Genomic DNA, 21,110 nt, shown 5'->3' with positions numbered 1-21,110 from the left:
GGGGGGACAGAAAAATGGGATTTTGGTGCTTGAGCTTTTAGAAATTGAGACTAAAGGTCTCTAATCATCCAAACGCTACAATTGTAGTGACCTGTATCTCCTATTGGACCGTCCAGGCTTTCAAATCCGGAGCGTTTGTAGAGCTTTTGAGCCTGCTCCATGTAAGGCATGGTCTCAATGTAGCATTTTTCATATCCTTGCTCTTTGGCGAATTTCAGGCATTTTTTCATCATCTCGGCACCAACTCCCTTTCCCCGAACTTCAGGTAAAAAATACATTTTTTGAAGCTCACAAATGGAGCCATCAAAGTTTGCCAGCGGTGCAATTCCTGCTCCTCCTATGATCTTTCCGTGGTCATCTACCACGAAATATTCTTTTCGATCTTCATCATATTCCGCGTGCATATCGTTGAGGGAAGCATCTTCGTATGCCGTCCCCACTTTTGGAACTCCCATTTCTACCAATACGTTTTGCACGACCGACTTAACCTGCTCATTGTCTTCAGGTTTTATTTCCCGAATTATGTAAGTGCTCATTATCTTTATTAAATGCTATTTTTGTGGGGGTGAAGATACACGAAAAATACATAAACCGTTGTATTCAGTTGGCTCAAAACGGCCTTGGACGCACCTATCCAAACCCCATCGTGGGCAGCGTGATCGTTTATAACGACCGGATCATTGGCGAAGGTTGGCATCAAAAAGCCGGAGAGCCTCATGCCGAAGTTAATGCAGTAAACTCGGTCAAGGATAAGAGCCTGCTTTCCAAATCAACAATATATGTGAGCCTGGAGCCTTGTAGTCACTACGGAAAAACTCCGCCATGTAGCAATCTTATAATTGACAGCGGAATCAAGAAAGTCGTAATAGGTACAGTTGATCCATTTGCCGAAGTTGCCGGCAAGGGCATAAAAAAACTCATGGACGCCGGCTGCGAGGTACGGGTGGGAGTGCTTGAGCAGGAATGTCACGATCTCAATAAACGATTTTTCACCTATCACACGAAACAGCGTCCTTATATTATATTGAAGTGGGCACAAACCAGTGACGCATTTTTAGCACCCACCCCTCAAAAAGATGCCAAACGGGAACCTGTATGGATCACCGGAAAATACTCCCAACAGCTCGTTCATAAGTGGCGGGCAACAGAACAGGCAATAATGGTGGGCACCAATACTGCAATGATGGATAACCCGAAACTCAATACCCGCCTGTGGCAGGGAAATGATCCTGTTCGGGTGGTGCTGGATAGAAGCCAAAGAATTCCAAAAGAATCTCACCTTTTTGACGGATCAGTTAAAACTCTGGTTCTTTCCGAAAAAATTCCGGAAAATAAGAGTGCCAAAAATGTCATTTTTGAGAGCCTTCATTTTAAAGGAGATCTTCCAAAGCAAGTTTGTGAGATCTTATATCGACATGAAATTCAGTCGGTGATCGTTGAGGGAGGAAGGGAAACGCTTCAGACATTTATTTCAGCAGAAATATGGGATGAAGCTAGGATTTTTACAGGAAAACCTCATTTTAAAGAGGGAACAAAAGCTCCAGAATTGCAGGGCAGGCTTATTTCTGAAACAAAAATCGGCGATGACGATTTAAAGATTTACTCGAATGATTAAGACCATCATATTTGATTTTGGAGATGTTTTCCTCAACCTCGACAAGCCGGCTACTGCCCGGGAATTAAAGAAGCTTGAAATATCTCATTTTTCAGAGGAAATGCTGAAGCAGAATCAGTTATATGAGAAAGGCCTGATAAGTTCGGAAGAGTTTATTTCCGGATATTGTGAGTCTTTTCCGAAGCTTACTTCTGAAGCATTTACCAATTCCTGGAATGCTATCCTCGTTGATTTCCCTGAGCACCGCCTCAATTTCCTGAAAAATTTAAAACAGCAAGGTCGTTACGAGCTCATTCTCCTTAGTAACACCAACCACATTCATATTGATTGGGTAAAGCAGAATATTTCATTCTTTGAGGAGTTTAAGAACTGCTTCGATGCCTTTTACCTTTCCCAGGAGATCAATCTACGGAAACCTGATGCAGACACTTATCATTATGTCCTGGAAAAGCACGATCTAAAACCTGAGGAAACTCTTTTTATAGATGACACTACAGAAAATACTGCGGCCGCTGCCGAAATTGGGATCCATACCTGGAATATTGACCCTTCAAAAGAAGATGTAACAGATCTTTTCACCATTAAAAGTGAATTGTTTTGATCTACCTCCTACTAAGCGTCCTCTCCTCGAGCGTGATCTTCGTGATCTTTAAGCTTTTTGAGCGATTCAGGATCAATACCCTTCAGGCAATAATTTTCAACTACTTTTTTGCGTTTTCGGCAGGTATGCTGGTTGACCAACAGAAGCTTGATCCTGTGAAAGTGGTTTCTGAATCCTGGTTTTTAGGAACCTTCATCCTGGGCTTCATGTTTATAGCGGTTTTTTATCTCGCCGCCATCACCACCCAGAAGAGTGGATTATCGGTGGTTTCTGTGGCTACCAAGATGTCGGTCGCTATTCCGGTTTTCTTTGGCATCATTTTGTACAACGAAAGTACGGGCTGGATCAAGATCACCGGGATAATTCTGGCGCTTTTTGCGGTTTACCTTACCTCTATAAAGAAGAAGGAAGGTATTAAAATAAGGAAACGCAATTTGATATTTCCGCTCCTTGTTTTCTTTGGCAGCGGAATCATTGACACTACCCTAAAATTTCTTGAAACCTCTTATGTTGCTGAAGCCGATGTGGCCCTTTTCTCCTCCACGATCTTTGCCATTGCAGGAATAATTGGTGTTTGTATCCTTATCTTCCAGAAGATGAGAGGCAGCCTAAGCTTAAGTTTCAGAAATGTGATTGCCGGAGTGGCTTTAGGAATTCCTAATTTCGGCTCGATCTACTTCCTCGTGATGGCATTACGGACCGAAGGATTGGAAAGTTCTACGGTTTTTCCGCTTAACAATGTAGCTATAGTTATGATCTCAACCTTCCTCGGAATTTTACTGTTTCGAGAAAGAATGTTGGCCAAGAATTGGATCGGGATATTGCTGGCAATTGCAAGCATCATTTTAATCGCAACTTCCGAAGAATGGATGTAAAGGATACATACAGGACGATCACTAAACCTTCAGAAGAAGTTCTATTTAAGGACAAGAACAGTAAGTTCTTTGGGTATGCCTTTCCGGTAACTTCCGAAGAAGAAATAAAGGAGCACCTTGAGGAGCTAAAAAAGAAACATCACGCGGCGCGTCACTGGTGCTATGCCTGGCAGCTGGGAAAAGCGGAAGTTCATTACCGGGCAAACGACGATGGGGAGCCGTCTAATTCGGCGGGAATGCCCATTTATGGACAATTACAGTCCTTTGATGTTACTAACACCTTTATAGTAGTGGTGCGATATTTTGGCGTGGTAAAACTGGGAGTCGGCGGATTGATCAATGCCTATAAGACCGCTGCACAAATGGCACTGGAGGCTTCGAAGATCATCACCCTAACCATAGATGTGAAATTTGAGATCTCTTTTGATTATCCCGAGATGAATAAGGTGATGCGGGTGATCAAAGAAAATAATCTCAATGTTGTGGAGCAGATCCTCGAACTCGACTGCAAGATCATTATTGCCGTTCGCAAAAAAGAAGCGGAAAGGATCTATGAAAAATTTGACGCCACCTATAAAGTAAAGATCACCGAACTGGAGGATCAATAACCCAGTTTTTCTAAAAGATTTGCAGGACATTTCATTGGCTTCATCTTTTCCATGTCCATAAATATCAAACTTGTCTCTGCCTCTGTTAGTAATTCGTCGTGTTGATTAAAAATCTCATATTGAAATTCTATCCTTACGCCGGGCTTTTCTTTTAACCGCGTAACAATTTTAAGCATGTCGTCAAACTTTGCTGACCTTTTAAATTTTATTTTGAGCTCATAAACCGGAAGCATTACTCCCTCCTCTTCCATTTTTTTATATGAGATCCCCAGGGCATCAAGCCAGTCAATACGGGCTATTTCGAGATATTGTGCATAATTGCCGTGGTAGACAACGCCCATTTGATCTGTTTCTGCATATCGAACTTTAACACAGGTGGAGTGGCTTTTCATGAATTTTTTGATGGATTATTTAATTCGGTTTTGTACTTTCACGTATGAACGAAGTATGCTAAAAATTTTGTTAAATTTCAAGTGTCAAAACGTTTTTTTTTCAGATAATTTGTTCACATATTTGTTGCTCTAATAAACCCGGGAGAAAGAAATTTTTCTCTTTTTCTTATGGAAGTCACTACTAACAAACGCATTATTAATTTAGAATCCGGAATGTCAGAAACTGCGCAATCAGTTTGGAATAGCTGCCTAGCCTTCATTAAAGACAACATTACCCCCCAGGCATATAAAACCTGGTTTGAACCTATTCAGGCGGTTAAACTTACAGATAAAGCTTTAAGCATTCAGGTTCCTTCAAAATTCTTCTACGAGTGGCTGGAAGAACATTATGTTAAACTTCTTAAGGTTTCGTTAAATAGGGTGCTGGGAGACCAGGCGAAACTGGTCTATGTGATAAGGATGGAAAACACCTATGGGAACAAGCAACCTTTTACAGAAAAAATACCAAGTACAAACCGTTCTAATGTAGCTTCCCAGGAGGTCGACGTTCCTATTAAGAATAAGAACCCGGAGCTAAAGAACCCTTTTATCATTCCCGGGATCAGAAATGTTAAAATAGAATCTCAGCTTAACCCGAGCTATAATTTTGACAACTTTCTGGAAGGAGATTCGAACCGGCTGGCGAGATCTGCAGGACTTGCGGTGGCCAACAAACCCGGAGAGACATCTTTTAACCCCCTATTAATTTTTGGTGGGGTTGGTTTAGGGAAAACACACCTCGCCCACTCTATTGGGATCGAGATCAAAGACAAGTATCCGGAAAAGACAGTACTTTATATCTCTGCAGAAAAATTCACCCAGCAGTATATTGAGTCCGTCAAAAAGAATAACCGAAATGATTTTATTCATTTCTACCAGATCATAGATGTATTGATCGTGGATGACATCCAGTTACTATCAGGAAAAGCCGGAACTCAGGATGTTTTCTTCCATATCTTTAATCACCTGCACCAAAATCGCAAACAGGTGATCCTTACCAGTGATAAAGCACCGGTAGATATGCAGGACATTGAGCAGAGATTGCTTTCCCGTTTTAAATGGGGGCTCTCGGCAGAACTGCAACATCCTGATACTGACACCAGAATTTCTATTATAAAGAATAAGCTTTATCGCGATGGTGTGGATATGCCTGAGGATATAGTAGAATTCCTGGCAAACAATATCAAGACAAATATCCGGGAGTTGGAAGGAGCTATAATTTCTCTTATCGCTCACTCTTCCTTTAATAAAAAAGATATTACTCTTGATCTTGCTAAAAAGATAGTCGACAATTACGTCAAGAACACTAAGCGCGAAGTTTCTATTGATTACATTCAAAAGATTGTAAGTGAATACTTCCAAATGGATGTGGAAACTTTACAATCCAAAACAAGAAAAAGACATATAGTGCAGGCGCGTCAACTTGCCATGTTCTTTGCAAAGAAGTTTACCAAGGCATCTTTAGCCAGCATTGGTAGCCAAATTGGAAAAAGAGATCACGCCACTGTTTTGCACGCATGTAAAACTGTTGATAATTTAGCTTCAACAGACAAACAGTTCAATAAATTTGTTGAGGACATCAACAAAAAACTTACTCTTTAAGAATGAAAACCCGGATCCTGATGGTGTGTCTTGGCAATATTTGCAGGTCACCCCTGGCCGAAGGTATTCTCAAATCCAAAGTTGATCCAAACAAAGTATTCGTAGACTCGGCCGGAACAAGTAATTATCATGTTGATGAGGGTCCCGATACCCGATCAATTGATATAGCCAAACAAAATAACCTCGACATTCGGTCTCAACGCGGGCGACAATTTTCGGTTCAAGATTTTGATGATTTTGACAAGATCTATGTGATGGATATGTCAAATTATTACGATGTACTTTCCCTCGCCCGAAATGAAGAAGATAAGGAGAAGGTATTTTTGATCCTCAATGAGATCTTTCCAGGTGAAAATGTCGAAGTTCCGGATCCATACCACGGCGGGGCAGACGGATTTAAAAAAGTCTATAAAATGCTGGATGAAGCCTGTGAAGTAATTGCCCAAAAGCACCAGTAGATTGAACAATAATTTCTCTTATAGCGGAAAATTATTTTTACTTCCAACTACCCTGGGAGATAATGAACCTTTGGAGGTTCTACCCGCCACCGTACAACAACAGGTAGAAAGGTTAAATGTTTTCATTGCTGAAAATGAAAAAACTGCGAGGAGAGCCATAAAAAAGCTGGTACCGGGAAAATCTCAACCCTCATTGAGTTTTTTCCTCCTGAACAAACATACCGACCCTGCTGATATTCCGTCATTTTTGGAAGCCTGTAAAGCAGGAAAAGACATTGGACTCTTGAGCGAGGCAGGATGTCCCGGCGTTGCCGACCCCGGTGCAGAGGTAGTAAAGATCGCACATCGTGAAGGAATCCAGGTAGTGCCAATGGTTGGCCCCTCCTCTATTCTTCTGGCCATGATGGCATCGGGTATGAATGGACAAAATTTTGCCTTTAATGGCTATCTGCCAATTGATAAAGCAGCCAGAAAAGCTGAAATAAAAGATTTAGAAAGGATTTCTTTGGAGAAAAATCAGGCACAGGCATTTATTGAGACTCCATACAGGAATAACAAAATGCTGGAAGATCTCACCGGAATGCTTCACCCAGCCACCCGTATCTGCGTAGCCTGTGATCTAACTCTGAGCACGGAATTTATAGTAACAAAAACTGCTTCAGAATGGCGTAAAACAAAAGTGGACCTTCATAAAAGGCCCACTATTTTTATATTACAGAAGGATTATTAACCTTCGCTTTTCTATCGGGAACTACGAATGAAGTGTCGTAGCCTTCAAATTTTTTAAAGTAATGCTTAATTGATGTTCCAAAGCCATCGCTAAAGCTATTGGTTCCGTTGCTTCTAAGGAACTTTTTCACATTCCCGGGACCTGCAAGGTGAGCGGCCGCCAAAATACCTGATTCGGTTATTTTGATCCCGTTGATCACTTTATCCTGAAATTGCTTGATATCTTTACGAAGAATCCATTTGTTTCGGTACGCATTAGCGTAAAAAGCAGCTTCCTGGAGATCGGGAGAATTTAAGAAAAGATTGGTATCTCTCACTCCTATCAATTTCAAAGTTCCCCTTCCAAACTGATATTTACCCATATATCCAAATTCGTTAATGATCTTATAATCACCACCGGATTCTTTAAAACCCAGAGCTTCTTTAAAAGCCACATATGATTTTCCTAACTCGGGATATGAACGAAGCTGTGGATCAAAGGCTACAGCATCTGGTGCTTGCGGAACTTCAAAGCTTAACTCCTCGTTTACTGTCTTGAATTCTTCAAGAACAGCATCGGTCAAATCTTGTGCTTTCTTGGTAGAAAAGCTGTAAAAGAATATCGATGCTCCTACAACCGGTAATACTGAAAATTTTGCAACTTTCTTCTTCATCCTATTTGTTTTTGCTCCTAAAAAATCTAAAAGATCTTTTCAAAACGGCCGACAAATGTAAGAATTTTTTTAATAATCTTACTATCAGCTTGTTAAACCAATCTTAAAGAAATTCTCGGTGCTCACATTAAAGCATAGAACGTGCCAAAGAGAAAAATAGTATAATGAATTTAACTTGCTGAAAAATAATAAATTACCTATTTATCTTCTGTTCATTGATCCACCTCACATAAGCTCTTTTATTAGCATTGTGTTGAGAAAGGGTCCTCGCAAATTTGTGGTACCCAAAATTCTCCACATCGGCCACAAAGTAGAAGTAGTTGTGATCTTCATAGTTCAAAACCGCATCTATGGATGAAATATCAGGCATGGCAATAGGCCCGGGAGGTAATTCTTTATATTTATAAGTGTTATATGGGGAATCAATCGTAAGATCGGCATACAGCACCCGCTTAATAATTGTATCAAAATTCTGAAGCCGGTCTTTAAGAGCATAGATTACGGTAGGATCTGCGTCAAGTTTCCATCCATTATTAATTCTGTTCATATAAACTCCTGCCACCTTCGGCCTTTCATCCACTTTAGCGGTTTCCTTCTGAACTATAGAGGCAAGCACCATCACTTCATGTGGAGAAAGACCAATTTCTTCTGCCTTAGCCAATCGCTCTTCATTCCAGAAGCGTTGGTATTCTGCCCTCATACGCTCCCTGAATTTTTCGGCAGAAGTATTCCAAAAGAACTGGTACTTGTTAGGAACATACATAGCCAGAGCATTTCTTTCTTTAAAGCCATACTCCTTTAAAAAGGCTGTATCCTTCATACTTTCCAGAAGAGCAATACTATCTGCTTCGATTTGAGAAGCAATCCTGCCGGCAAGATCTTCCAGGCGTTCCTGATTGTTGAAGGTAACCCACACCGGCTCATTGGTACTGCGAAGGGTGTTGACGATTTCGTTATTGTTCATTCCTTTCCTGAGAATAAACCTCCCTGCCTTCACATTATTTATGTAACCTTTCTTTTGTGCAACTATGCCAAATTCATTTACATCCTCGAGGTATGGCTCCAGGAGCTCCCGTACTGTTGAATAATCTGCACCGGTGGGAACAAAAATCTCTACTCTTTCTTCGGAAAAAGAGGTGTTGGGAGAAAAGATCACATCATATATATACCAGGAAAATCCCGCTAAAACCACGATTCCTAAAAGGGCAATTATTACTAATATTTTCTTGATATACATCTTAATTGATCAATTGATAGGTAATTTCATCTTTATATTCTCCCCCCACCAGGTTCCAGTCTTTTTTCCTGGCTGCCACAGTGAATCCGGCTTTTTCAAACAATAATTTGCTTGAGATATTATCTTCTCCAACATTTGCATAGACCTGATGTAAACCTAAATGTGTGAAGCAGTATTTTGAAACTAATTGCAGTGTCTCTGTTCCAAACCCTTTTTTTCGGTCTTTTCTATTGATGATAAGGATTCCCAAGGCGGCACGACGGTTCTTTGGATCAAGATCGAACAAATCAATGAAGCCCACAGCTTCCCCGCTATTTTCGCAAATTACCAGCCTAAGCTGTTTCACCTCATAAATGTCTCTATGGGAATTCTCCAGGTACTGCTTTAGGATATATCGGGAAAATGGAGCACTGGTTGCACTTACCTCCCAAAACTCCTCGTTGTTTTCTACCTCAAAAAGCAGGTCAAGATCTTCGGGCTCCAGTGCTCTTAAATAAACCAGATCTCCTTTTAAAGATTGCATTCTATTTCTCCTTTGAAGACCTGTTTTGCAGGACCTGTTAACCAAATATCTTCAAATCCTTCGGCAGTAGGTTTAAAACTTACTGTAAGTTCTCCACCCGGGGTGACCAATTTCACAATAGTTGAAGTAGTTCTGCCACTATGATACGCTGCAAGTGCACTAGCCGTTACTCCAGTACCACAGGAAAGGGTTTCCGCCTCCACCCCTCTTTCATAGGTTCTCACATTAAACGATGCAGTATCTAACGGCGACACAAAATTGACATTTGTGCCACCTTTAGAATTGTAGTCTTCTGAATATCTTACTGCAGATCCCTCTTCCTGAATATTTATGTCTTTAATTTCCTCTGAAAAAATGACATGATGCGGTGAACCTGTATCTAGAAAAAATGCACTCTCTGCTTCAGAAACACTCTTTACTTCTGTCATTTTCAGTCCTACAAGGTCATCCTCAATTACAGCTTTATGGAAACCATCTATTGCTCCAAATGCTGCTTCTTTTGAGATTATTCCGAGGTATTTTGCAAAAGCAACAAGACATCTGCCTCCGTTTCCACACATGCTGCTTTCATTACCATCGGCATTGAAGTAGACCATGTTAAAATCCTCCCCTTCATTAGGAGAATTTTCGAGCAGGATAAGACCATCGGCGCCAATGCCAAATCTTCGGTCACAAAGGGATCTGATTAGATTGGTATCATTTTTGGATAAAACAGAAGTACGGTTATCTACCATAATAAAATCATTTCCCGTACCCTGATATTTAAAGAAGTTCAGCTTCATCTGGATGAATTTGAGGGGGCAAAGATACAATAAAACACAAAAAACGGGAGCGGTTAAACCAGGATTAAACTGTGGCAGAACCGTGCTAAATCATTAAACTTTTTGTTCCACAATAATTAAAAAACAATAGATATATGAAAAGATTCGCAAGTTTTCTCATGATCTCTCTTTTAAGCGGAGCTCTTACTCTAGGAGGATACATCCTTTTTATTGATAAAGACCCTGTCTTTGTTCAGGAAAGCAGGACTATTCCCGACTATACTCCGGTAAATATGAACTCGCTACCTCCAGACGCTAATGCAGATTTTACCGAAGCAGCAAATAAATCGGTAAATGCGGTGGTACACGTAAAGAACGTTGCAGCAGTTAGAACCTCGCCATTTTCTTCAGCTACCTCCCAGGTACTGCGCGGGGCGGGAAGCGGAGTCATCATTTCTCCTGACGGCTATATAGTTACGAATAATCACGTGATCCAGAATGCTAATCGCCTTCAGGTTACCTTAAATAATAATCAGAACTACATGGCCGAAGTCATTGGGACCGATCCCAAGAGCGACATTGCCCTGTTAAAAATTGATGCTGAAGACCTTGATTATCTTCCCTTCGGAGATTCAGATAACGCCCGAATTGGGGAGTGGGTACTTGCTGTTGGAAATCCTTTTAATCTTACCTCCACAGTGACTGCCGGTATTATTTCAGCAAAATCCCGTGATCTGGGAATGGACGAGAACATCTCTTCTTTTATCCAAACCGATGCAGCAGTGAATCCTGGTAACAGTGGGGGAGCTCTCGTGAATATCTATGGGGAATTGATAGGCATTAATACAGCCATTACCTCACAGACGGGAACCTATGTGGGTTACGCCTTTGCAGTTCCTTCCAACAATGCCCGTAAAATTGTAGAGGATATTCTTGAATATGGAGATGTACAGCAAGGTATACTTGGTATTCGCGGCGTACAGGCTGCCAGTGTGCCTAGTGACTATGACATTGCAGTTTCTGAAGGAGTTTATATCGATGAAGTTGAACAGGGAAGCGGGGCAGATAAAGCAGGCTTACGCTCTGGAGATGTTATTCAGAAAATAGATAATGTAAAAATCAGAAAGTTCTCAGATCTCACAGGGTATATTGGCTCTAAGAGACCAAACGATGTTGTGAAGGTAAAGGTGATAAGGGATGGAAACACCAGAGAATTTGACGTAAAGCTTACAAAATATGAAGTGTATCAAATTAAAGCTATAGGTCTTGAAGTATCTAACGCAACTCCCGAAGAACTTAAAGAACGCAACGTGGAGAACGGTGTTAAAATCACCAGAGGCCTAACTCCACAAATGCAAAATGAGCAACTTTATGGAACTATAATAACAGCTATTGACAATATTCCCGTAAGAAACGTGGGAGATGTAGAAAAGATCATGCAGCAAAGATCTGCAGGAGAGCCTATCTCAGTAACTTTTGTGACTCCCGATGGGGAGAAACAGAAGTATGTGTGGCGACGATAATCTTTTAAAGAAATACCTGAAAATACCTGCTTTTTGGCAGGTATTTTTTTATTTAAAATCCTTTACGAAAACGTTTGAAATATATATTTTTGCCGCAATTTCAACACAACACCAAAAGAAGAATGAACTCTAACGAAGTTTACGAGAAAGAATTAGCCTTTCAGGCAGATCGTCGTAGGGCTGCAGTGCAATTCATCAAAACTGTAAGTGATCTATGGTACGATAAATCCATTGAACTGGTTCTATTCAGGAATCAATTGATCGATCGCAACGTGAGTGACATCCTGGACCTACACGAGTACGCAGGAGAATTTGTACAAAAGCCAATTTCAATTTTTGATTCCGTAGAGATTGCAGAGGCTATCCAGCGTTTGGATTTCCCACCTTCCAAACTTGATATTGGAAAGCTGACCTTCGAATACCACCTGGAAGACAATAAACATTCTAACGCTACTGCCTTTGTATCCTCTAAATTAAAAGATGCAAAAAAAGTAGAAGAACTTACTCCCAAAGATGTAGTTCTTTACGGCTTTGGTCGCATTGGAAGACTACTGGCTCGTGAGCTAATGACGCGTACAGGAAAGGGAAGTCAATTAAGATTAAGAGCTATTGTGACCAGAGGAAAAATTGATGAGACCGTGCTGGAAAAAAGAGCAAGTCTTCTTAAGAATGACTCTGTTCATGGAGATTTTTCGGGTACAGTTTCTTTTGATGTAAAGAAGAAGTGTCTTATCATCAATGGAACTACTGTACATATGATCTCTGCAAACGAGCCGGAAGAGATCGATTATACCTCCTACGGAATAAAGGATGCTCTTGTTATTGATAACACCGGTGCATTTAGAGATAAGGAAGCTCTCAGCAGACACCTCAGCTCAAAAGGCGCATCAAAGGTTCTACTCACAGCTCCGGGCAAAGGAATTCCTAATATTGTACATGGGGTAAACCATTTAGAACATGACCCTAACGAGGTTTCCATCTTTTCGGCTGCTTCCTGCACCACGAATGCCATAACTCCTGTGCTTAAAGCGATACAGGATTCTTTAGGAGTGGTTCATGGCCACCTGGAAACCATCCATGCCTATACAAATGACCAGAATCTGGTAGATAATATGCATAACAAATATAGAAGAGGTCGTGCTGCCGCATTAAATATGGTGATTACCGAAACCGGTGCAGGACAGGCAGTATCCAAAGCTCTTCCTGTTTTTGACGGCAAACTCACTTCCAATGCCATTAGAGTACCAGTACCTAATGGCTCTTTGGCTATTCTTAATCTGGAGGTAGAAAAAACAACTTCAAAAGAAAAGGTAAATAAGATACTTAGAAAGTATGCCCTGGAAGGAGATCTTGTGGAACAGATCAAGTACTCAATAGATAATGAGCTGGTATCTACAGATATTGTTGGGTCTGCACAACCTTCTATCTATGACAGCAACGCCACTATAGTATCGGGTAACGGAAAGAATATTGTACTATATGTGTGGTACGACAATGAATATGGCTATAGCCACCAGGTGATAAGGCTGGCCAAGTATATTGCGAAGGTAAGAAGGTTTACCTATTATTAAATGAGAGTTTAATTAGTTTGAAGGCCCGTCACCCAAAAGGTGGCGGGTTTTTTCATGCCTTAGTTCAGCAAAATAAATGCAATATTTGAAAGTTTTTAATGCTGCCAATGTTCCTATTAAAAATTAACTAAAATAATTTTACAGGCCTAAAGCTGTACCGTTTATATTCTTTAGTTTTGCATCCGCTTACCCATCGGGCACTTATACACAGGAAGTTAAAGAAGAAAAAACGAGATTTTTTCAACAATAAGAGCTGTCAGCCTTCGTTGTGGTAGTGATCAAAAAACAATAATAATTGCTATGAAAAAAATTCTTTTTGCCTCCCTCTTTTTATTTACTCTTACTAACGCAGTAGGACAGACCTCAACAGAAACCACTATTGACGAAAAATTTCAGGAGTTGATCACCAACTCCAATAATTTTAAGGGTTACAAAGTAGTGGACACAGATCAACTTACAACTTTACAACAACTTACTTCTAACAGGATCGCCGAACTCAAAGAAGAAATCGCCGCTTCAAAAGAGGCTTTTAAGACTCAGAAGTTAAAAATTTCTGATCTTGAGGCTGAACTTGAAGAGATACAAGGGCAATTAAATGCAGTGACTGCCCAAAAAGATGAAATTGCTGTATTAGGAATGTCTGTTAGCAAGTCGGCATACAACAGCAGTATGTGGAGCGTTATAGGTGTTTTGATTCTGGCACTGGCACTATTTGTAGTAAGATTCAAAAAAAGCCATATTCATACCTTAGAGGCGCGCAAGAATCTTGCGGAGCTTGAAAAAGAATTCGACACTTATAGGGCTAAATCTCTTGAAAAGGAACAGAGATTGGGGCGTTTGCTGCAGGACGAAAAGAACAAGCAGCTAAAAATGGCTAAATAAGCCCTTTTCCACTTTAGGTTTTTATTTAACTTTGCGGGCTCAAAGCTCACAAAGCTTAATCTTCTGTCGCCATGCGAATTGATATTATTACTGTTGTCCCAGACATTCTAAAAAGTCCTTTTGAGGCATCCATCTTAAAAAGAGCTATAGAAAAAGAACTTGTTGAGATCCACCTCCACAATTTGCGGGACTACGTGACCGACAATTACAAACAGGTAGATGATTACCAGTTTGGAGGGGGTGCCGGGATGGTAATGATGATCGAACCTATAGACAAATGTATTTCAGCTTTAAAGGCGGAACGGGACTATGACGAGGTGATTTACATGACTCCTGATGGTGCCACTTTAAAGCAAGGTTTGGCCAATGAACTGAGCCTGAAAAAAAATCTTATCATTCTTTGCGGTCATTATAAAGGCGTTGACCAAAGAGTGAGAGATCACTTTATAACCAAAGAGATCTCTGTGGGAGATTACGTGCTCTCGGGAGGAGAATTGGGTGCCGCGGTGTTGTGTGATGCAGTAATACGCTTGCTGCCGGGAGTTCTGGGCAACGAAACGTCTGCCTTAACCGATTCTTTTCAGGACAATTTACTCGCTCCACCCATATATACCAGGCCGGCCGAATATAAAGGCTGGAAGGTCCCGGAGATACTAACCTCGGGCAATACGCCAAAAATTGAAGAATGGCGGGAAGACCAGGCGTGGGAAAGAACGAGAAGCTTACGCCCGGACCTCCTAGAAGAGGAAGGAAAATAATTTTCACTTTGCTTTAGAGAATAAGAATTTTTCTTACTTTTGCACACGTTTCTAAATTAACCTCTGGCGATCACCGTGAATGTTGTTTTAGACTTATTTTTAAACCATTAGAAACATGGAATCTTTAATTAAATTTGTACAAGACGAGTTCGTAACCAAGAAGGAGTTTCCTGAATTCTCAGCCGGAGACACTATTACTGCTTACTATGAAATTACGGAGGGTCAAAAGACCCGTACGCAGTTCTTCCGTGGAGTTGTGATCCAGAAGAGAGGAACAGGAGCTTCTCAGACTTTCACCATTCGTAAAATGAGTGGAACTGTAGGTGTTGAGCGTATTTTTCCACTTAACCTTCCTGCACTTCAAAAAATCGAAGTCAACAAACGAGGAAAAGTACGTAGAGCCAGAATCTACTACTTTAGAGAACTTACAGGTAAAAAAGCCCGTATTAAAGAAAGAAGAGCTTAATACTCTAATAATAGTCAATGAAAAAGCCCCGATTCCGGGGCTTTTTTATTTGTCTCAATTTTTAAGAAATATTTATAAGTGACTGAACGTAAATTGTTTGCAGGATAAATATTTGTTTCGTAAATTTAAATTAGAGTTTTAAGCAAAAGAATGTCGCAAGGAATTCTTCTTACAAACTCCAATGTAGAGCAAAGATCTTTACATAGTTTTTACCATTTTGAATAACAATATGATTATGCATAGTTGGTTTAATTGGTAAAAACATTTTCGGATCATTTACACACACTCTTTTGGGAAATGTAGATTGATCCAGATGAAATAACAACCTGCTTGTGAAATATAGATTTCACTTGAGAATGTAAAAGTTCAGCAAATCATTGTTATTTCATTAGAGCCATTTCATTACTCAAATAGTGAAATGGCTTTTTTTTGTACAATTTACGGCCAATGCCTCACTATCTTCCACCTTCCTCCTGTGAAATGAGCTCGAAAAATGGTAAATTGCAAACCCTTTGACCAAAAAATAAAAATTTCTATATGTCGAACACAACAAAGATTATTTACACAAAAACTGATGAGGCTCCTGCCCTCGCAACATATTCACTCTTACCAATTGTAGAATCTTTTACAAAACCTGCTAACATTGCCCTGGAAACCAGGGATATTTCTCTTGCAGGAAGAATACTCTCTCAGTTTCCGGACAGACTCAAAGAAGATCAGCGAGTTTCTGATGATCTGGCAGAGTTAGGCGAGCTGGCAAAGCAACCGGAAGCCAATATCATAAAATTACCGAATATTAGCGCCTCCATTCCGCAGCTCAAGACAGCGATTGAAGAGTTGCAGAATAAAGGATACGATCTTCCTAATTATCCCGATGAGCCTAAAACTGAAGAAGAAAAACAAATTAAAGAAAAGTACGACAAAGTAAAAGGTAGTGCTGTAAACCCGGTACTTAGGGAAGGAAATTCAGATCGAAGAGCTCCAAAAGCAGTTAAAAATTATGCGAAAAAACACCCTCACTCGATGGGGGAATGGAGCAAGGATTCCAGAAGCCATGTAGCTACGATGGATAGCAATGATTTTAAACACAATGAGAAATCTGTGACCCTAGAGGAGGCTACCAAGGTTAACATTCAACTTCAAACTACTACAGGCGGTACTACAATACTAAAGAAAGACCTTCAGCTTCAAAAAGGGGAAATTATCGATGGGACTTTCATGAGTAGAAAGGCGCTAATTAATTTCCTTGAAGAACAGGTCAAAGATGCAAAAGATAAAGGGGTTCTCTTCTCCCTGCATATGAAAGCAACCATGATGAAGGTTTCAGACCCTATCATTTTTGGTCATGCTGTAAAGGTCTTCTTTAAAGACATTTTTGAGAAGTATGGACAGGAATTGCAAGAAGCGGGTGCCGATCCCAACAGTGGGCTTGGGGATGTTCTTAACGCCATCAATAATCTTCCGGAGGAAAAACAACAGAAAATAAACGCAGATATTGAACAGGATATTGAGGAAGGGCCAGATCTTGCCATGGTAAATTCCGATAAGGGAATTACAAACCTGCATGTTCCAAGTGATGTGATCATTGACGCGTCCATGCCTGCAATGATAAGAACTTCAGGAAAGATGTGGAATGCAGAAGGCAAACCTCAAGACGCCAAAGCTGTTATCCCGGATAGCAGTTATGCCGATCTCTATGAAACGACCATCCAATTCTGTAAAGAAAATGGTGCTTTTGACCCTACCACTATGGGTACAGTGCCCAACGTTGGTCTTATGGCTCAAAAAGCTGAAGAATATGGTTCTCACGATAAAACTTTTGAATTAAAAGAATCAGGCAAAGTACAGATCGTCACACAGGATGGAAAAGTTCTTATGGAACATGAGGTGGAAGAAGGAGATATCTGGAGAGCATGCCAAACCAAAGACGCACCTGTACAGGATTGGGTGAAACTTGCTGTTACACGTGCCAGAGCTACAGGTAGTCCCGCTGTATTCTGGCTGGATGAAGAAAGAGCTCATGATGCCGAACTCATCAAGAAGGTAAACACTTATCTCAAGGACCATGATACTTCTGGTCTTGAGATCAAGATAATGTCTGTTGAGAAAGCTACCAGGTATACTCTTGAAAGGCTGAAGAATGGTAAAGACACCATTTCTGTAACCGGTAATGTACTCAGAGATTATCTGACCGATCTCTTCCCAATTCTGGAAGTTGGAACGAGTGCCAAGATGCTTTCTATTGTACCGCTCATGAATGGTGGTGGATTATTTGAAACAGGTGCAGGAGGTTCTGCTCCAAAACACGTGCAACAGTTTGTTGAAGAAGGTCACCTGCGCTGGGATTCCTTAGGAGAATTCCTGGCCCTGGCCGTTTCCCTGGAACATTTGGGAGACAAGTATGATAACAAAAGAGCTTTGATCCTTTCAAATGCCTTAGACAAAGCTACAGAAGAGTTTTTGGAAAAAGATAAATCCCCGTCAAGAAAAGTGAATGAGCTTGACAACAGGGGAAGTCACTTTTACCTGGCTTTATACTGGGCTCAGGCTTTAGCTGAACAAAATGAAGACAAGGAGCTAAAAGATCATTTTAAGAAGGTTAGTGAAAGACTGGAACAAAATAAGGACCAGATCCTGAAGGAACTTCTGGATGCACAGGGAGCTTCAGTAGACATTGGAGGATACTATCAGCCTGAAGAAGACAAAGTAAACAAGGCAATGAGACCGAGTGAAACTTTCAACAGGATTCTTAGAGGAGAATAGAATTTATACAATTTAAATACAGAGGAGCCGGGGAAAACCCGGCTCTTTTCTTTTAATAGAACGAACAATAGAGTATCTAAAAATGGCATTTTTAAGCATCAGTATTAGAGCGACTTTAAGTATAATAGGCAGACGACTCAATATAAAAAGCGGAGTTATAGAGAAACGAATCCTTTTTTGCTCCTACTATAGAAAAAATAAATACTTTTGCATCTGAACTTAATTTTACGGAACAAATGACCATTACCCAGTTACATTATGTATTAGCTGTTGCAGAACACCAGAACTTCACCAAAGCTGCACAAAAGGTTTTTGTCACTCAGCCGACTTTGAGCATGCAGATCCAGAAGCTTGAGGAAGAACTGGATGTCCTCATTTTTGATCGCAGTAAAAAACCTATTGAGCTTACCGAAACAGGCCGTAAGATCGTACAGCAGGCAAGGAATATTGTAAATGAAAGCGACAGGATAAAAGATATTGTAGACCAGCAAAAAGGATTTGTGGGAGGTCTTTTTAGACTCGGAGTAATCCCGACAATCATGCCTACCCTTTTACCCATGTTCCTCAATAACTTCATCAAGAAGTACCCGAAAGTCAACCTTAAGATCGAGGAACTACATACAGAAGCAATAATTGAGAAACTACAGGATGGACACCTGGATGCAGCAATAGCTGCCACACCTCTTGAACTTGCGGGGATCAAGGAACAAGCACTCTATTATGAACCTTTTGTTGGTTATATTCCGCAGGGACATAGATTGCATTCCAAAGAGAAAATCGAAGTGGAAGACCTTGATCTCAATGACATCCTCCTTTTGGAAGATGGACATTGTTTTAAAGATGGTATTCTAAATTTGTGCAAAGCAAGTCGAAATACCGATGAAGATCATTTTCAACTGGAAAGTGGAAGTTTTGAAACTATGATCAAACTTGCCAACGAAGGCTTGGGGATGACCCTCCTGCCCTATCTTCACACCCTCGACCTAAAGGATGATGAAAAGAAAAATATAAGAATGTTCAGGGAGCCCAATCCTGCGAGAGAGGTGAGCCTTATTTATAATAAGAGCGAATTAAAAATGCAAATAATTGAAGCTCTTCGCAGTACTATAGCCGGTGTTATCAAAGGTGCAATAGCCTTTCAAAACGTGCAGATTATTAGTCCGCTTCACAAAAAGTAGCATTGAAAGTAAAGATTAAAAAAAAGCGGCTCTTTTTTGAGCCGCTTTTCCTATTTCTAAGGATTTAGATAAATTAAACATTGATTTAATTCGGGATTTTGCCGAATTAGTGAAAAAATGTACAGCTTCAACTCCTCTATTTCATAAGGTAATAGTCGTTGAAGCGCTTTTTTCACTTCTTTGCAGAACAGAGTAACATCAAAACTAACCTTGTTTAGGACCGTTTTGGTGTACTCGAACATCGCTCTTGCCATAATTATTAAATTAGTTAACCTTGGTTAGAAAAAGTAATGGTCACCAATAAGCGAAATCGTTTTCGTTAACGATATAAAAATAGCAATTTTTTCCAGATTCGGAACAAGATGAAGTTAATTTAACACACTAAAAACGGTTATCTCCACTTACTATATCCCCAAGGCCGCCAAGGATACTACCCTCTCCTTTGTCCTTACCTCCACCTTGTGGTGCCGCAGCAAGAATACGGCCGGCAAGTCTACTAAAGGGGAGAGATTGAACAAAAACAGTACCCGGGCCTGTTAAGGTGGCGTAAAACAATCCTTCCCCTCCAAAAAGGCTGTTTTTAATCCCTCCTATAAATTCAATATCGTAATCGACGTCCTTTGTGAAACCAATAATACAACCGGTGTCTACTTTTAGCTTTTCCCCCGGCTGCAATACCTTTTTAGCAGTAGTACCTCCCGAATGTACAAAGGCCATCCCGTCGCCTTCCAGTTTTTGCATGATAAAACCTTCTCCTCCAAAAAAACCACGGCCCAGTCTTCGGCTAAACTCTATTCCTATTGCCACTCCCTTGGCAGCACATAAGAACGCGTCCTTCTGGCAGATAAATTTACCCCCATATTCTGTCAGGTCCAGAGGAATCACCTTTCCCGGATAAGGGGAAGCAAAACTAATCTTCTTCTTTCCCTGTATCTGGTTGGTAAAGATGGTCATAAATAAACTTTCTCCGGTAAGTAGACGCTTTCCGGCTCCCAGAACTTTTCCAAGAAAGCCTTCATTTTGTTTTGATCCATCTCCAAAGATGGTGTCCATCTTTATACCGTTATCCATCATCATGAAGTTCCCGGCTTCGGCAATAACAGCCTCTTGTGGATCCAGTTCCAGCTCCACATACTGCATCTCTTCTCCAAAGATTTCATAGTCTATTTCGTGTGCATTCATCTTAATAAGGTTTATGTGTTAAGGTCTAAGGTCTATTATTACTATTTAAGTTAGAGGTTTATCTCTTCCCTACTAACTACTAACTACTAACTACTAACTACTAACTACTAACTACTAACTACTAACTACTAACTACTAACTACTAACTACTAACTACTAACTACTAACTACTAACTACTTCACTTTAATCGTCCATTCAAATTCGAAGACAGAAACTTCCTGTCCCTCTTCATTGAGTCCGCGGGAGCGCATCCAGAAGGTTTGCCCCTCTCCTGTTTTTACTGCTTCTTCAATGGCTGTAGAAACCAGATTGGCATCGTTGCATATAAAAGAGATCTTTCCAGTCGCTTTTTTTGTAAACCGGGATTTATTCTGAGCAACAAGCATGGAAATGGGCTTTTTAGAAGCCCGTATTGCGGTCATGACCAGGGCTCCTGTACTTAGCTCGGCAGCCATAGCCTGTACAGCAAAATAGAGGGAATTAAAAGGATTTTGATTGATCCAGCGATGTTTGACTGCAGTAACACAGTGACTTTCATCGATCTCCTTCACTCTAACTCCACAAAGCCAGGCACTGGGGAGTTTAAATATCAAAAAAGAATTTAGTTTTTGGGAAGAAACTTCCATAGTTGTTGAAGATTTTTTTAAAAGTATTCAAATTATTCAACATGCTCAAATGTTAAATTTTAAGCCT

General features: G+C 40.5%; 23 protein-coding genes. 14 read left to right on the top strand and 9 right to left on the bottom strand.

All coding sequences use genetic code 11. The annotated features are described in order from the left end of the window. Positions 1 to 50 precede the first annotated feature (50 nt). Complete coding sequence (locus ACXYMT_RS08230) at positions 51 to 536, bottom strand: GNAT family N-acetyltransferase (RefSeq protein WP_459058599.1); 486 nt, start codon at positions 534 to 536, stop codon at positions 51 to 53. Between the two features lie 29 nt (positions 537 to 565). Here ACXYMT_RS08230 and ribD point away from each other — a divergent pair, with 29 nt between their 5' ends. From ribD to ACXYMT_RS08210, 4 genes are read left to right on the top strand one after another with little or no spacing between them, the layout of a single operon-like run. Further along, positions 566 to 1,615: a bifunctional diaminohydroxyphosphoribosylaminopyrimidine deaminase/5-amino-6-(5-phosphoribosylamino)uracil reductase RibD gene (ribD, locus tag ACXYMT_RS08225; protein WP_459059162.1), complete on the top strand. Its 1,050-nt coding sequence runs from the start codon at positions 566 to 568 to the stop codon at positions 1,613 to 1,615. Beyond that, positions 1,608 to 2,216 carry an HAD family hydrolase gene (locus tag ACXYMT_RS08220; RefSeq protein ID WP_459058598.1) on the top strand — a complete coding sequence of 203 codons (609 nt, stop codon included), beginning with the start codon at positions 1,608 to 1,610 and terminating at the stop codon, positions 2,214 to 2,216. The genes ribD and ACXYMT_RS08220 overlap by 8 nt, the downstream gene beginning before the upstream one ends. Next, entirely contained in the window at positions 2,213 to 3,091 is an 879-nt protein-coding gene (locus ACXYMT_RS08215) for an EamA family transporter (protein WP_459058597.1), read from the top strand. Before ACXYMT_RS08220 ends, ACXYMT_RS08215 begins: the two co-directional genes overlap by 4 nt. Beyond that, on the top strand, positions 3,082 to 3,699 hold the full coding sequence (locus ACXYMT_RS08210; protein WP_459058596.1) for an IMPACT family protein: 618 nt from the start codon (positions 3,082 to 3,084) through the stop codon (positions 3,697 to 3,699). The genes ACXYMT_RS08215 and ACXYMT_RS08210 overlap by 10 nt, the downstream gene beginning before the upstream one ends. Here the strand turns inward: ACXYMT_RS08210 and ACXYMT_RS08205 are convergent. Next, positions 3,693 to 4,091 (bottom strand): acyl-CoA thioesterase, encoded by a 399-nt coding sequence (locus ACXYMT_RS08205; RefSeq protein WP_459058595.1) that lies wholly within the window; start codon positions 4,089 to 4,091, stop codon positions 3,693 to 3,695. The genes ACXYMT_RS08210 and ACXYMT_RS08205 overlap by 7 nt on opposite strands. A 213-nt stretch (positions 4,092 to 4,304) precedes the next feature. On the opposite strand from ACXYMT_RS08205, the gene dnaA reads away from it, so the two are divergent. Genes dnaA through ACXYMT_RS08190 form a run of 3 tightly spaced genes read left to right on the top strand, consistent with a single transcriptional unit; the run spans position 4,305 to position 6,920 of the window. Next, on the top strand, positions 4,305 to 5,732 hold the full coding sequence (gene dnaA / locus ACXYMT_RS08200) for a chromosomal replication initiator protein DnaA (RefSeq protein WP_459058594.1): 1,428 nt from the start codon (positions 4,305 to 4,307) through the stop codon (positions 5,730 to 5,732). Between the two features lie 2 nt (positions 5,733 to 5,734). Beyond that, entirely contained in the window at positions 5,735 to 6,190 is a 456-nt protein-coding gene (locus ACXYMT_RS08195) for a low molecular weight protein-tyrosine-phosphatase (protein ID WP_459058593.1), read from the top strand. 1 nt (position 6,191) lies between these two features. Further along, positions 6,192 to 6,920, top strand: coding sequence for an SAM-dependent methyltransferase (locus ACXYMT_RS08190; RefSeq protein ID WP_459058592.1), 729 nt, complete (start codon positions 6,192 to 6,194; stop codon positions 6,918 to 6,920). On the opposite strand, the gene ACXYMT_RS08185 is transcribed toward ACXYMT_RS08190, so the two are convergent. From ACXYMT_RS08185 to dapF, 4 genes are all read right to left on the bottom strand, one after another. Then, a complete protein-coding gene (locus tag ACXYMT_RS08185; protein ID WP_459058591.1) occupies positions 6,898 to 7,572 on the bottom strand; it encodes a peptidoglycan-binding protein LysM in 675 nt (224 codons plus the stop codon). The two genes, ACXYMT_RS08190 and ACXYMT_RS08185, sit on opposite strands and share 23 nt — an antisense overlap. 193 nt (positions 7,573 to 7,765) lie before the next feature. Further along, positions 7,766 to 8,809 carry an endolytic transglycosylase MltG gene (mltG, locus tag ACXYMT_RS08180; RefSeq protein ID WP_459058590.1) on the bottom strand — a complete coding sequence of 348 codons (1,044 nt, stop codon included), beginning with the start codon at positions 8,807 to 8,809 and terminating at the stop codon, positions 7,766 to 7,768. Between the two features lies 1 nt (position 8,810). Beyond that, positions 8,811 to 9,332: a GNAT family N-acetyltransferase gene (locus tag ACXYMT_RS08175; protein WP_459058589.1), complete on the bottom strand. Its 522-nt coding sequence runs from the start codon at positions 9,330 to 9,332 to the stop codon at positions 8,811 to 8,813. Further along, complete coding sequence (gene dapF, locus ACXYMT_RS08170; protein ID WP_459058588.1) at positions 9,320 to 10,114, bottom strand: diaminopimelate epimerase; 795 nt, start codon at positions 10,112 to 10,114, stop codon at positions 9,320 to 9,322. The genes ACXYMT_RS08175 and dapF overlap by 13 nt, the downstream gene beginning before the upstream one ends. Before the next feature lie 134 nt (positions 10,115 to 10,248). Here dapF and ACXYMT_RS08165 point away from each other — a divergent pair, with 134 nt between their 5' ends. The 7 genes from ACXYMT_RS08165 (at position 10,249) to ACXYMT_RS08135 (ending at position 19,234) form a co-directional block, all read left to right on the top strand. After that, the gene (locus ACXYMT_RS08165; protein WP_459058587.1) at positions 10,249 to 11,616 is read left to right on the top strand and encodes a S1C family serine protease; all 1,368 of its coding nucleotides are present in this window, start codon (positions 10,249 to 10,251) and stop codon (positions 11,614 to 11,616) included. A gap of 122 nt (positions 11,617 to 11,738) precedes the next feature. Next, positions 11,739 to 13,187 carry a glyceraldehyde-3-phosphate dehydrogenase gene (locus ACXYMT_RS08160; RefSeq protein ID WP_459058586.1) on the top strand — a complete coding sequence of 483 codons (1,449 nt, stop codon included), beginning with the start codon at positions 11,739 to 11,741 and terminating at the stop codon, positions 13,185 to 13,187. Between the two features lie 300 nt (positions 13,188 to 13,487). Beyond that, positions 13,488 to 14,069 (top strand): hypothetical protein, encoded by a 582-nt coding sequence (locus ACXYMT_RS08155; RefSeq protein ID WP_459058585.1) that lies wholly within the window; start codon positions 13,488 to 13,490, stop codon positions 14,067 to 14,069. Positions 14,070 to 14,140: 71 nt separating this feature from the next. Next, positions 14,141 to 14,827, top strand: a complete 687-nt coding sequence (trmD, locus tag ACXYMT_RS08150) for a tRNA (guanosine(37)-N1)-methyltransferase TrmD (protein ID WP_459058584.1) — start codon at positions 14,141 to 14,143, stop codon at positions 14,825 to 14,827. Positions 14,828 to 14,942: 115 nt separating this feature from the next. Further along, positions 14,943 to 15,293 (top strand): 50S ribosomal protein L19, encoded by a 351-nt coding sequence (gene rplS, locus ACXYMT_RS08145; RefSeq protein ID WP_324719494.1) that lies wholly within the window; start codon positions 14,943 to 14,945, stop codon positions 15,291 to 15,293. Between the two features lie 537 nt (positions 15,294 to 15,830). Next, positions 15,831 to 18,056: an NADP-dependent isocitrate dehydrogenase gene (locus tag ACXYMT_RS08140; protein ID WP_459058583.1), complete on the top strand. Its 2,226-nt coding sequence runs from the start codon at positions 15,831 to 15,833 to the stop codon at positions 18,054 to 18,056. Positions 18,057 to 18,292: 236 nt separating this feature from the next. Continuing rightward, positions 18,293 to 19,234 (top strand): LysR family transcriptional regulator, encoded by a 942-nt coding sequence (locus tag ACXYMT_RS08135; RefSeq protein ID WP_459058582.1) that lies wholly within the window; start codon positions 18,293 to 18,295, stop codon positions 19,232 to 19,234. A gap of 56 nt (positions 19,235 to 19,290) precedes the next feature. Here the strand turns inward: ACXYMT_RS08135 and ACXYMT_RS08130 are convergent, their stop codons facing one another. From ACXYMT_RS08130 to ACXYMT_RS08120, 3 genes are all read right to left on the bottom strand, one after another. Next, positions 19,291 to 19,488 carry a hypothetical protein gene (locus ACXYMT_RS08130; RefSeq protein ID WP_324719497.1) on the bottom strand — a complete coding sequence of 66 codons (198 nt, stop codon included), beginning with the start codon at positions 19,486 to 19,488 and terminating at the stop codon, positions 19,291 to 19,293. A 127-nt stretch (positions 19,489 to 19,615) separates the two neighbouring features. Continuing rightward, positions 19,616 to 20,416 (bottom strand): TIGR00266 family protein, encoded by an 801-nt coding sequence (locus tag ACXYMT_RS08125; protein WP_459058581.1) that lies wholly within the window; start codon positions 20,414 to 20,416, stop codon positions 19,616 to 19,618. Positions 20,417 to 20,590: 174 nt separating this feature from the next. Next, positions 20,591 to 21,043, bottom strand: a complete 453-nt coding sequence (locus ACXYMT_RS08120) for a DUF4442 domain-containing protein (RefSeq protein WP_459058580.1) — start codon at positions 21,041 to 21,043, stop codon at positions 20,591 to 20,593. Between the last annotated feature and the right edge of the window lie 67 nt (positions 21,044 to 21,110).

The organism is Salinimicrobium sp. CAU 1759 (genome assembly GCF_054482715.1).
This window is presented reverse-complemented; position numbering and strand designations above follow the sequence as displayed.